Annotated in this window: 11 protein-coding genes; all 11 read right to left on the reverse strand. The window is 60.6% G+C overall.

Annotated features, from left to right (window positions below):
• Positions 1-61: 61 nt before the first annotated feature.
• The 11 genes from MRY75_RS02890 to MRY75_RS02940 all read right to left on the reverse strand — a co-directional run bounded on the left by MRY75_RS02890 (position 62) and on the right by MRY75_RS02940 (position 11,853).
• Complete coding sequence (locus MRY75_RS02890) at positions 62-1,195, reverse strand: TAXI family TRAP transporter solute-binding subunit (RefSeq protein WP_292305645.1); 1,134 nt, start codon at positions 1,193-1,195, stop codon at positions 62-64.
• Between the two features lie 134 nt (positions 1,196-1,329).
• A complete protein-coding gene (locus MRY75_RS02895) occupies positions 1,330-2,487 on the reverse strand; it encodes an acyl-CoA dehydrogenase family protein (protein WP_292305646.1) in 1,158 nt (385 codons plus the stop codon).
• The gene (locus MRY75_RS02900; RefSeq protein WP_292305647.1) at positions 2,484-3,503 is read right to left on the reverse strand and encodes an acyl-CoA dehydrogenase family protein; all 1,020 of its coding nucleotides are present in this window, start codon (positions 3,501-3,503) and stop codon (positions 2,484-2,486) included. The genes MRY75_RS02895 and MRY75_RS02900 overlap by 4 nt, the downstream gene beginning before the upstream one ends.
• Before the next feature lie 40 nt (positions 3,504-3,543).
• The gene (locus MRY75_RS02905) at positions 3,544-4,770 is read right to left on the reverse strand and encodes a CaiB/BaiF CoA-transferase family protein (protein ID WP_292305648.1); all 1,227 of its coding nucleotides are present in this window, start codon (positions 4,768-4,770) and stop codon (positions 3,544-3,546) included.
• A 90-nt stretch (positions 4,771-4,860) separates the two neighbouring features.
• The gene (locus MRY75_RS02910; protein ID WP_292305649.1) at positions 4,861-5,691 is read right to left on the reverse strand and encodes an alpha/beta hydrolase; all 831 of its coding nucleotides are present in this window, start codon (positions 5,689-5,691) and stop codon (positions 4,861-4,863) included.
• On the reverse strand, positions 5,688-6,650 hold the full coding sequence (locus MRY75_RS02915; RefSeq protein WP_292305650.1) for a D-2-hydroxyacid dehydrogenase family protein: 963 nt from the start codon (positions 6,648-6,650) through the stop codon (positions 5,688-5,690). The genes MRY75_RS02910 and MRY75_RS02915 overlap by 4 nt, the downstream gene beginning before the upstream one ends.
• A 60-nt stretch (positions 6,651-6,710) precedes the next feature.
• Entirely contained in the window at positions 6,711-7,658 is a 948-nt protein-coding gene (locus MRY75_RS02920) for a tripartite tricarboxylate transporter substrate binding protein (protein ID WP_292305651.1), read from the reverse strand.
• A 37-nt stretch (positions 7,659-7,695) separates the two neighbouring features.
• The gene (locus MRY75_RS02925) at positions 7,696-9,231 is read right to left on the reverse strand and encodes a tripartite tricarboxylate transporter permease (protein ID WP_292305652.1); all 1,536 of its coding nucleotides are present in this window, start codon (positions 9,229-9,231) and stop codon (positions 7,696-7,698) included.
• Positions 9,231-9,680: a tripartite tricarboxylate transporter TctB family protein gene (locus tag MRY75_RS02930; RefSeq protein ID WP_292305653.1), complete on the reverse strand. Its 450-nt coding sequence runs from the start codon at positions 9,678-9,680 to the stop codon at positions 9,231-9,233. The genes MRY75_RS02925 and MRY75_RS02930 overlap by 1 nt, the downstream gene beginning before the upstream one ends.
• 488 nt (positions 9,681-10,168) lie before the next feature.
• A complete protein-coding gene (locus MRY75_RS02935; protein WP_292305654.1) occupies positions 10,169-10,921 on the reverse strand; it encodes an aldolase/citrate lyase family protein in 753 nt (250 codons plus the stop codon).
• A gap of 11 nt (positions 10,922-10,932) precedes the next feature.
• The gene (locus MRY75_RS02940; protein ID WP_292305655.1) at positions 10,933-11,853 is read right to left on the reverse strand and encodes a DUF6282 family protein; all 921 of its coding nucleotides are present in this window, start codon (positions 11,851-11,853) and stop codon (positions 10,933-10,935) included.
• Between the last annotated feature and the right edge of the window lie 5 nt (positions 11,854-11,858).

Below are 11,858 nucleotides of genomic sequence, written 5' to 3' on the forward strand. Positions count from 1 at the left end.
ATCATCGAAACACAAGGTGCGCGCCGCCCCCGTATGAGGCGGCGCAGTCAGAGTGTCTGGCTCAGTTCAGATGGTCCGCGCGCCATGTTTCCCAATAGGCCGGCCAGTCCGAGCTTTTGACGCCTTCGCTGTCAGCCTGTGCGGTTGCTTCTTCCCAAGCGGCCTTGACCTTTTCGATATGGGCAATGCGGGCATCGTTCCATTGCTGGTCCTTATCGGTCCAGACGCCCGTTTCCTTGAGGTATTTCACTGCGCCGGGGTGGAACGGCGCGCCGGCGGGCGTCACACCCGCGATGGAGGTCGCCCAATCCGGCATGACAACGGACGCCTCTTTGTACATGTCGAAGGTCTGATCCAGCGCCTTGATCATGTTGTAGACGTCTTCGTCGCTGGTGGCCGCCGGAACGGTCAACTGAGGATACCGGTAACCCAGCAAGTCTGCGGGATTGTCTTCTGAAATGCTCACGCCAACCTTGGCTTGCGAGTGCGAGAACAGGCTCGCGAATTCCGAAACGCGGTCCCAGCCCTCCTGGTCTTCCGCTGGCATGCTGAGCCACTGGACGCCCCGACCACCTTCTGCTTCTCGCAGGAAAGACGATGTCGGGACAGCAGGCGCCACGGCGATTTCGCCCGCCACAAAGGCCTGCGCCATCGCCCCGTAGGACGGGTATTCCACCTTTTCCACATCCGCCGTTGTAAGGCCTGCAAAGGCAAGAACGGTTTCGGTGTTCAATGTCGTGGAGGCGTTTGCAAGAACGTAGCCCACCTTCTTGCCTCGCAGATCAGCAGGCGTCTGGATGCCAGTGTCCTTGCCTGTCACCAGCCCAACCTGAGACGGACGGCCCAGCACCACGCGGAGGTCCTGCGGACCCCACTCACGGTCCGCAAATTCGAACATCGCTTCACCGGCAAAGAAGTTCTCGTTGCCCATGAACCCATAGCTTGCGCGTCCGGTCTGAAGTGGCAACAGGCGGCCGATCGAGGTGCCGGACGGAATGATCCGCACGGTCAGTCCGAATGTCTTGTCCAGCGCATCAGCCATGGCAGAGGCTTCGACATATCCGGCGGTTCCGACGTCATACGACGTCCAGACCTGCGTTTTGGGCAGGGTGACATCCTGCGCCAGGGCGGCCGTTGTGAGGAAAGCGGCTGCCAGTGCGGCGGCGGCTCCGGTGGTAAACGTTCTGCGCAGCAAAATCAGTCCTCCCTAGCTGAGCGTAATCGGGAATTCGGGTTTGCGCTTGTCAGCGCCCCCTCCTCCGTTGGTAGGGAAAATACGCTGCTCGCAATTAAAAAGTCAATGTTATACTTTTTAGCGCAAAAGCGCCCTTACCCTCTTGGCAAATTCAAGACGGCAGTGGCCAGCATGTTGCGCATAACCTCAGTCGAGCCGCCAAAAATTGTTGTTGGACGCGCCGACAGATAGACCGCGGCAGCATGTGTTCTCGTGTCGCCGTCGGGCGCATGACGCAGACCGGCCTCTTCGCCCGCAACCTCCATCGTCAGTTCCGAGATTCGCTGATAGAGTTCGCTCTGGAAAATCTTGAGCATCGCAACATCCGGACCGATCTCGTGACCTCCGCGCAGCTTGTCCACGTAGGTCTCGAAAAGGTCGCTCAGGTCGGCCACATCGCAGCGCAACGCGACAAAACTGTCCCGGAACACCGGATCCTGCCAGACGTCTTTTCTCCGTGCGATCCGCTCAAGACGTGCGAGTGCCGAAGCGGACAATCGCGGTGCTCCGATGAACACGCGCTCGTGCCCCAGCAAGGCCTTTGCCGCAGTCCATCCACCGTTCACTTCGCCTACGATGTGGTCTGCAGGTACGCGCACGTCATCAAAGAAGACCTCGCAGAACTCGGCTTCCAATTCGAGATTGAGGATCGGCCGCAGGGTCACACCGGGCGCGTCCATCGGCACCAGTAGGAAACTGATACCTGCCTGTTTTTTCACGGTCTTGTCGGTGCGCGCCAGGATGAAAATCCAGTTTGCGTCCATCCCCAGCGTGGTCCAGGTCTTTTGACCGTTGATCACCCATTCGTCGCCATCCAGCACAGCCTCGCAGCGTACTGCAGCTAGGTCCGACCCGGCGCCGGGTTCGCTATAACCCTGCGCCCAGATATGTTCACCCGACAGGATTTTTGGCAGAAAATAGGCTTTCTGCGCCTCGGTTCCGTATTTCAACAACAGCGGCCCCAACATCACTGGTCCGATATCGTTCACGCGGGCCGCACCGAAGCGTTCGAATTCTTCGATCAGGATCAGGTGCTTGCCTGCAGTCAGACCCATCCCCCCGTGTTCGACCGGCCATGTCGGGCACAACCACCCGCGTTCGGACAGTTTGCGATACCAGGGCTTGACCTCGTCCCAATGCAGACGACTGAGCGAATAGCGCCGGATGTCAGGATACTCCGTCTCCACAAAGTCACGCACCATGGCGCGAAAATCGCCATCGCTCATCGCGTTATAATCCCGGACGTCCTTCATGCTGCGTTCTCTGTCAAAAACTCTGCGAGTCGGCGGCGCTGCTGCGTCGGTGCACCAAAGAGATTTGCTTCCGTCATGGCCTTGCGCACATAAAGGCCGATATCCGCCTCATCCGTAATGCCCATGGCACCATGCATCTGGATCGCCTCACGCGCGACAAGCATGGCTAGCGACCCGGCACGCAAATGGCAGCGTGCCACACCCTGCTGGCGCTCTATTGCACCCGCCCCGGTGTCGATCCGGCGCGCGGTTGCCTCAATGGCGGCACGGGTCAGTTCAAGCTGGAGCTTCATCTCGGTCGCGCGGTGCTGCAGCGACTGAAAACTGCCAATGGGCCGTCCGAATTGCTCGCGGATGCGCAGATAATCCAGCGTGATGGCAAAAGCAGCGTCCGACAGCCCAAGCAGATAAGCGGCATGCGCCAACGTCGCTTTCCCAATCACCGCTTCGACATGCCCGCAAGGAACGAAATCCGCCGCGACATCGTCAAATCGAAGCGTTCCCATATATCCGCCATCCAGGGTTTCCTGAGTCTCGATAGCCAAACCCGCCGTATCCCTGTGGATCACGGCAACACCGCACGCGGTTGGGACTGCAAACAGGTCCGCGCCCGCTGCGCCGGACACATAGACTTTGGTGCCCGCAAGGCGTGAACCGGCCGCGCCGCCGTGCCACTCGAGCGATCCGCTGCGGTCCTGCCACGCAGTCACGATCACGGCGTCGCCCGTTGTCGCGGGCTCTGGCAGGTTTTCTTGCAGCAAAGCGCCCGCCATCATGGCCGAAAGAATTGGCTCTGGCACCAGACCCGCGCCCAATTCTTCCATCAAGGCACAGACCTCGCGCATGCCCATGCCGAAACCGCCATTCTCCTCGGTCAACCACATCATCGGCCAGCCAAGCTCGGTCGCCTGCGCCATCACCTCGCGGGAATAGCCGGCGCCGTGAAACCGCGCCTTTCGGATGCGGTCGAGCGACCTGTCGGCGGGCACGATGGCACGCGCGCTGTCGCGGATCATTTGGATGTTGTCTTGCCAGGTTTCGGACATGTGCCCCCCACTATTTGACGATGCCCGCATCCCGCAAACCGGCGATCTGATCCGCGGTCAGACCAAGCCCGGACAACACCTCGTCCGTATGTTCCGCAAATAACGGCGGGGGGCGGCGGCCCTCCTCGGCTTCGCCGGCCGAAAAGCGAACTGGATTTCGAACATACCGCACGGTGCCGGCGTTCGGATGCTCGAGGGTTTGAAGCAATTCCCGGCTGGTGACCTGAGGCATCGCAAAGGTCTCTTCGAAGGAATTCAGCGGCCCGGCTGGAATGCCAATGGCGTCGAGTTCGGCCCAACAGGCATCCGCCTGCTTCATGGCGAGTTTCTCAGCGATGATCGGGATCAAGGCCTCTGCGTTGCGCACACGGTCGAGGTTCGTGGCAAATCGCGGATCGTCGGCCAATTCGGGAAGACCGAGATAGTCGGCAAAGCGCCGGAATTGCGGGTCGTTGCCAATAGCGATCATGATCGGACGGTCGGCGCAGTCAAAGCTCTGCCATGGGCATGTGATCTGCGACGCAGTTCCATTGCGGCGCGGCAGCTTGCCCGAGGACAGGTAGTTCATCGCCATGTGAGAGGCGGCATGGATTTGCGTATCCAACAGGGCCACGTCAATGAACTGACCCTTCCCCGACACCACATCACGATGGTTCAGCGCCGCAAGAATGGCGGACACCGCGTATTGCCCGGCCGTGATGTCCGAAATCGAATACCCGACAAGCGCAGGTCCCGCGCCAGGTTTGCCATCGGCGATCCCGGTCATGCTGAGCAGTCCGCTCATGGCCTGAAAGATCGGGTCATATCCCGGAAGATGCGCCATCGGTCCGCTCTGACCGAAACCCGTGATCGAGCAATAGACGAGTCGCGGATTCAGCTGCGCTACCGCGTCATAATCAAGGCCGAATTTCGCCAGCGTGCCGGTCTTGAAATTCTCGATCAGGATATCGGCTTCTGCGATCAGTCGGCGTGCAACCTCTTGTCCTTCCGGTTTGCCAAGATCGACAGCGACCGACCGCTTGCCGCGGTTCATTGCAAGAAACGACGAGGTCTCGCCTGTGGGTGTCCCGTCGGCGCCCAGATGCGGCACGCCCATCCGGCGCACATCGTCCCCGCCTTTGACATGCTCGACCTTGATCACATCTGCGCCGAAATCCGCGAGCATCTGCGCAGCCCAAGGCCCCGCAAACACGCGGCTGAAATCAAGAACCTTGATATGCGCCAGACATCCCGCCATCCATCTCTCCCCGACGATCTTCGCTGCGGAGCATCGGGCATTCAGAGGCCGAAGGCAATATAAGAATTATAAATATGATTTAATGATATTTCACGCCTTGCCAAAGCCGTCACGAAGCTGAGTGTCAATCCACCCGACAATGGCGTCGGCCACCACCTTTGGCTGTTCATCCGGCAAGGCATGGCTGGCGGCATCGACCGTGACAAGATCAACCCGGGCCCCGAACTCCCGGACATAAAAGTCACGTGCTTCGACGGGTCGAAACGGGTCCTGCAAGCCAATGATGTCAAGGATCGGAGCTCTGCCTGAGGACCACCAGCTGTCGCGCGCGGTGCGCGCCCGCGCCTCGCGCTGCGCCTTGACCAAGGCACCGTTCCATCCCTCCAGCCAGGGGCGCGGATCGTGACCTGGCGCGAAAAACCCGACCTTCAGCGCGGCAAGCCTGTCGTCCTCCGGCGCAGTTGCGTCCATCGCGACCTCGATGGCCTCCGACAGGGATTTCGGCCAGGTGCCGCCGCCCGCAGCAAGCAGGATCAACCCATCGACCAGATCGGGCCGGTCCTGTGCCACGGTACGGGCGATCCAGCAGCCATAGGCGTGACCCGCAATGATCGCAGGCCCCGCCCGCTCGGCCTCAAGCACGGCGGCTGCGTCCGCAGCCAGATCGTGAAAGTCGATACCCTCAAGCCTGCCAGTGCTGCCGCCAAGTCCTCTTGGCCACGGCAACAGAACCCGGAATCCAGCCTCTAGAAGATACCACGTCAGAGCTGCAAAATCGTCGGGGCCGCGACCTGTCGAGGCGATGAGACACAGCGTCGGTGTCCCGGGCTTGCTGTGCCCCGCGCTGCAATAGACGATGCGGCCCGCCTCGGTTTCGAGCGACCTGAGGTCGCCCAGGTCTTCGAGCCGGAGGTCACTCATGTCATCACCCGGACAGGCGTGTCGTTGAGCCATTCCAGAATGTCGTCCACTGCGTCCCGATAGTAGATGCGGTAATTCTCTTCGGTGACATAGCCGATATGCGGCGTCGCCAACACATTGGGCAGCGTCCGGTATGGGTGGCCGGCAGGCAGCGGCTCTTGATCGAAAACGTCTAGCACCGCCCCGCCAATCCGCTTGTGTTCCAGGGCGTCCAAAAGCGCGGCCTCGTCGACGATTGGACCGCGCGACGTGTTCAACAGGACGGCGTCGGGCCGCATCCGCGCCAAAAGATCGGCGGCGATCAAACCGCGTGTTTCCTCGACCAGAGCAAGCTGAATTGTCACAACATCCGACGTTTCGAAAAGCTCGGGAAGCGTCACAGGGGCAATCCCGATGTCACTGGCGCGGGTGGCCAGGTCGGTGCGCGTCCAACCGCAGACCTCCATCCCGAAGGCCTGACCGAACCGGGCCATCTGACGGCCAAGCTTACCCAATCCGACGATGCCCAATCTGCGTCCCTGAACCGAGCGCCCCAGCCCCGTCTGCCATGGCCCACCCTCACGAAAATTTGCCACTTCCTGTGGGACATTGCGCAGGAATGCCAGAAGCCCAGCCCAAGCCAGTTCGGCAGCCGGATTCCCGGCGGAGCCAGTCCCGCAGACCGTGATGCCTTGCGCCTGCGCCGCGTCCAGATCAATGCTGCGGTTCCGGGCACCTGTTGTGATCAGCAGCCTCAGCTTGGGCAATTGCGCCAGTAGCGATGCAGGAAAGGGTGTCCGTTCGCGCATGGCAACGACGATTGTCGCATCCGCCAAGGCCTGTGCAACCGCGGCCTGATTGCCCAAATGCCTGTCGTACCGAACCAATTGCACCTTGCCGTCAAGCGGCGTCCAGTCCGCGACCGTCAGAGCCGCGTTCTGATAGTCGTCAAGAATGACGCAGATCGGAAGGTCACGCATAAGAACATCCGCAAGGCAATATGCGACCGGGCTTGGATACAGCCCGGCCGCGTTCTGAAATTATTGGCCGATGCCCTGCTTTACGGCAAGGTCTGCCCATTTGGTCAGTTCCACATCGACCTGCTGAGCGAACTCTACCGGCGATGTGTTATCCAGTGTCCAGTCCAGTGGCGTGACCGTGGCAATGAATTCGGGATTGGCGAGAGCTTCGTTCACGTCCGCATTGATCTTGTCGATGATCGCCGGGTCTGTGCCCTTGGGGGCAAACATGCCGACCCATTGCTTGATCTCGAGTCCGTCGAACCCCAGTTCCTTGGTCGACGGAACATCCGGCAGGACTTCGATACGCTCGTTCCCGAGAACTGCGAGGGCTTTGACCTTGCCGGATTTCAGGTTCTCGCCAGCCGAGCTGACGCTGGAGCCGTAAATGTCGGTTTCACCCGAAAGGATCGACACGACAGCAGGGCCACCGCCCTTGAAGTGAACGACATCCACATCCGCCCCGCTGTCCGCAATGAATTGCTCGATGGCAAAGTGCGTCGTGGTCCCCAGCCCGGCAGTGGCGGCAAATTTCGGCTCTGCCTTCGAGCTTTCGATGAAGTCGGCCAGCGTATCCGGTCCGTTCTCGCCCGTGACCAGAATGTAGGACACGTGCCCGACGTTGGTGATCGGGATCAGATCTGCCCGCGGATCAAACGGCAGATCCTTCTGAATGGCCGGCGCGGTGACATAAGCCGATGTTGTTGCCAGCAGCGTCAACCCGTCCGGCGCCGCCTGCGAGACAATCGCGGTGCCCACCATGGAGCCACCGCCAGGGCGGTTGTCGATCACAACCGACTGGCCCCATTTCGCTTCGAGATATGGCGCGAGATGGCGGGCCAGAACGTCGGTATTCCCCGAAGGCGAATACGGCACCACAATGGTGACAGGGCCGGACGGATAGTCTTCGGCAAGCATCGGCGATGCCAGCCCAAGCGCGATGGCAGCGGCGGTCAATAGGGTTTTCATGGGTCTCCTCCTGGGTTGGTCGGTCTTGTCTTGTGAGTCAGGAACCGCCCGCTTCTTCTGCGTCGGCGGGCTTTGTTTCGGTTTCCACGCGGCGCCCGCGTTCGGATGTCCAGATCCCCCAGAGCAGGATCAGACCGGTGAGGGCCATGATCACCGCGCTGATCGGGCGTTCAAAAAAGGTCATGAAGTCCCCGCGCGACAACACCATCGCCCGGCGGAAGTGTTCTTCCATCAGCGGGCCCAGCACGAACCCCAGCAGCAAGGGCGCTCCGGGAAACTGCAGAAGTCGCATCAGGTATCCGAGCACCCCGAAAAAGAAGACCATCCAGATGTTCAGCGCCGAAAAGCCCGAAGAATACGCTCCGATGCAGATGAACATGAGAACGGACGGATAAAGGATGTGATACGGGATGGTCAGCATCCTGACCCAGAGGCCGATCAAAGGGATGTTCAGGATCAACAGAATGATGTTGCCGACCCAGAAGCTCATGATCAGACCCCAGAAAAGCTCGGGCTGGCTGGTGATCAGGTTCGGGCCCGGGGCCACGCCGTGGATCATCAGGACACCCAGCATCAACGCCATCGTGGCGCTTCCGGGCACACCCAAAGAAAGCGTCGGGATGAAGGCCGTCTGGTCCGCAGCATTGTTCGCCGATTCCGGCCCCATGATTCCTTCGATTGCCCCGTTTCCGAACCGCTCGGGCGTGCGCGACAGGCGTTTTTCGATGGCATAGGACAGAAAGGCGGCAATAGAGGGCCCGGTGCCGGGCAAGGTGCCGAAGAACGATCCGATGGACGATCCGCGCAGCATCGGAAACCATGACCGCCGCACGTCATCCCGTGTCGGCTTGATGGCCTTGAGCTTGAGGGTTTCGGGATCAATGTCCGCTGTCCGCACGCGCCGCACCGACATGATGATCTCGGCCACACCAAAGATGCCCATGGCGAGCGCGATCAGGCTGATCCCTTCAAGCAGGCCAAGAATGCCAAAGCTGAAGCGGACCGTTGCGCTTTGTGTGTCCATGCCGACAAGACCGAACAGGATGCCCAGCACGACCATCGCCAGCGCCTTGAGCGCAGATCCCGACGAAATGGTCGACGCGGCAACAAGGCCCATCAGCATCAGGGCGAAATATTCTGCCGATCCGAAACGCAGCGCATACTCCGCGATCACGGGGGTAAACAGCATCAGAAGCAGGATTCCGAAGGTCGCCCCGAAAAAAGATGCAACCGTGGTCATGAACAGGGCAACGCCGCCCCGCCCCTGCTGGGCCATCGGGAAGCCGTCAAGGCAGGTGACCGCATTGGCTGGTGTGCCCGGCAGGTTGAGCAGGATCGACGCGGTCGACCCTCCATAGGTGGTGCCGTACCAGATGCCGGCCAGCATGATCAGCGCCGTTGTCGGCTCCAGACTGAATGTCAGTGGAAACAGCATCGAGATGGCGGCAAGCACGCCCAGACCGGGAATGACGCCAACGATCGTGCCCAAAAGCGCTCCGAGAAAGCAGTAAAAGAGGTTCTGAACGCTCAACGCGACACCAAGACCCAGAACCGCGTTGCCAAGAAGCTCCATCAGAAGGGCCACCGTACCAATGAAATCTGGAGCCCCAGCCCGTAAACGAACACCAAAGGCGCGATCAGACACAGGGCGAGACACAGAAGGATCAGACTGACCGGGCGAAGGCGCAATTCTGCGAGGGACGAGATGATGGTCACACCGAGGATTGCCGGGATCAAACCAAACGGCGCGATCAGGGCCGCGAACGCGGCAACACCGCCCAGAACGAAGAGCGGCGAGAATACGCGAATGTCAGGCCGACGGCCCGGCTTCCTCAGGGCCTGCAGCACGATCAATATCCCGAGGAAGGCAAGGAGAACGCCAAGAATGGACGGAAACATGCCCGGCCCCATACGCCGCAGTGTCCCGACCGCGTAGCTTGTCATCGAGACAGCGGTCACACCGAGCCCCGTCGCGACAAGCAGCGCGCCACCAACAACATCGGTGTAGTCTGCTTTGAACACGTCTCTCCCCCATGGACGGAACACACCTGGGCAGCCACACCCATGGTCATCCAGCCTGTCTCCTCTGCAGGCTGGTCAATAAAATCTATAAATATATCTTTTTGTCAATTTGGAAATTATGGAGATTATGCCCGGCCCTTTTGCGGGCCACTGGATCAAAGACGATCTCGAAACATTTTCACCAAAGAAAACAGAGAGGTAACAGACGCATCCCGATATCACACTGTCGGACCGCACCCGTCTGATGCCAACAGGGCACCCAACACATCGCCATCGACTTGAATGACATCTCTTCTTTTTTGCCAAGCGTATAGTTGAGCAAACTCAAGCCTATAGCTTGACTGACGCCGCGGTCGGTTACGGCCTCTGACACCGCCTGTCTATCGGCATCATCAGCGGGCGGAGGCCGCCAGTTCAGGACCCACACCCTCTTTTTGGCGATCCGGGCAGGCCGAATCCCGCCAAGTCAGGAGTGAATCTGCCGAGAGTTACCCCCTCGCCATAGCCATCATCTGGGCGGCGGACTTGCGCAACAGAGCCTGATCCGAGCCACAGACAAAAACCGAAACCCCCCTCGCATGCCAGCCCGGAATCTGAGCGGCATCGCCGACGAACAGCCCCACGGCCATCCCGGCGCGCTGACCGGCGGCAATGATGTGCTCGATGGCCTCATCCAGTTCTGGCGACGGCATCGGCACGCCCATAGACTGCGACAGGTCCGCCGGACCGACAAACATCAGATCGACATCGTCCAGTGCCGCGATGACGTCGAGAGTCTCCAGCGCGCTTTTGTCTTCGATCTGGACCATGACGACACTGGCCATGTCGGACGTCTCTCGGAAAACCGGGATGCTCATGCCGCCGTAATTGCCCGCGCGTGGCGAAGGCGACACCCCGCGTTTGCCACGAGCGAATTTCACTGCGTCGCAGACTGCTGTCGCCCCAACGGCGTCGAGCACATGCGGGACCATCACACCCGTCAGGCCAAGGTCTAGAAGCGGCGCGATCCAGTCCGTTCCCGCGCCCCAGCGCCGCGACAGAAGCGGCAGTCCAACCGCGCGACCCGCCAAGGCCAGCATGTCCATCTGCCCCAGTTCGATCGGCGCGTGTTCCTGATCAATCACCGCGAAGTCCAGCCCAGCATGGCCAAGGATCTCGACAACATGCGGGGACGGAGTCTTGACGAATGTCCCGATCAGCAGCTCTTTGGCGCGAATGCGCGCCCGCAGATCGCCAGCCATGTCCCGCGTCCTCAGCCGTTCAGACCGATGACCGTGGCAGCGTTGGTCGCCACCATGGCATGTGTCTGCGCATCGCTGTACCCCATCGACAGACAGGCAGCCACGCCGCGCCGCATCCCTTGAAGCGGATCAAGCGTCCCCACCTGCCCCAGATCCGAGCACAGGATCGTGCGCTCGGGACCAACCAGATCGATGAACGCCTGAAGTTCTTCGTAGGTGCGTGTGCGGAATTTCGAATCGTGGATGAAGAAGGCCAGTGAATGTTCCACATAGGCCCCCATGCCCGCGATCTCGAGTGTGTCGTCATGGGTGGCGCCAACGATGTCCTCGGGATGGGTAAAGATCAGCCGTTCAACGCCACGCTTGCGGGCCTCGGCAAAGACGATCTTGGTTTCCGAGACATGGATGTGCCCGCTTGCCAGCGCCAGCCCGGTTGCGGCACAGACATCCAGCACATCCAGCACCTCTGGGCGCAGTTTGCCATCCTCGAACAGTGGCACCGGCGAGGCATGGCGCATCTTCTGGGTTGCCGCCGGATGTGACCAGTTCGAGCTTTTTTCCCATTCGAGGTGGTTCTCGGCGGCCAGCGTGGGCAGCCAGACGATTTTTCCGCCTGTCGCAGCGGTGTGTTCTACCGCGTAAGGGTTGATGCCCCCCACCACGTTGTTCAACACGAGACCGGAAAACACCTGCGTTTTCAGCTCGGGAAAATGCGCCTTGATCAGGTTCGCGCACATCACCCCGGCATAGTCGTGATCCTTGGTCACAACAGCTGCAAACCCGGCATCCGACAGCATTCGCGCCAGGTCGAGATGGTCGATCGCGCGCGCCGCAATGGATGGGCCGCTGTGGACGTGCGGATCGACCGCGCCTTTCAGGATGTCATCGATGCGCGCCGCCTCATCGCGCTCGATTGCGTCTACTGCTGTCATGGGGA

The organism is Marivita sp., assembly GCF_022763305.1.
GTDB lineage: Bacteria > Pseudomonadota > Alphaproteobacteria > Rhodobacterales > Rhodobacteraceae > Marivita.

Bases quoted from the DNA above. Each gene is read 5' to 3' on its own strand.
- MRY75_RS02895 (WP_292305646.1), bottom strand. From the start codon at position 2,487: ATGAAGGACGTCCGGGATTATAACGCGATGAGCGATGGCGATTTTCGC.
- MRY75_RS02900 (WP_292305647.1), bottom strand. From the start codon at position 3,503: ATGATCCGCGACAGCGCGCGTGCCATCGTGCCCGCCGACAGGTCGCTC.
- MRY75_RS02905 (WP_292305648.1), bottom strand. From the start codon at position 4,770: ATGGCGGGATGTCTGGCGCATATCAAGGTTCTTGATTTCAGCCGCGTG.
- MRY75_RS02910 (WP_292305649.1), bottom strand. From the start codon at position 5,691: ATGAGTGACCTCCGGCTCGAAGACCTGGGCGACCTCAGGTCGCTCGAA.
- MRY75_RS02915 (WP_292305650.1), bottom strand. From the start codon at position 6,650: ATGCGTGACCTTCCGATCTGCGTCATTCTTGACGACTATCAGAACGCG.
- MRY75_RS02920 (WP_292305651.1), bottom strand. From the start codon at position 7,658: ATGAAAACCCTATTGACCGCCGCTGCCATCGCGCTTGGGCTGGCATCG.
- MRY75_RS02925 (WP_292305652.1), bottom strand. From the start codon at position 9,231: ATGGAGCTTCTTGGCAACGCGGTTCTGGGTCTTGGTGTCGCGTTGAGC.
- MRY75_RS02935 (WP_292305654.1), bottom strand. From the start codon at position 10,921: ATGGCTGGCGATCTGCGGGCGCGCATTCGCGCCAAAGAGCTGCTGATC.
- MRY75_RS02940 (WP_292305655.1), bottom strand. From the start codon at position 11,853: ATGACAGCAGTAGACGCAATCGAGCGCGATGAGGCGGCGCGCATCGAT.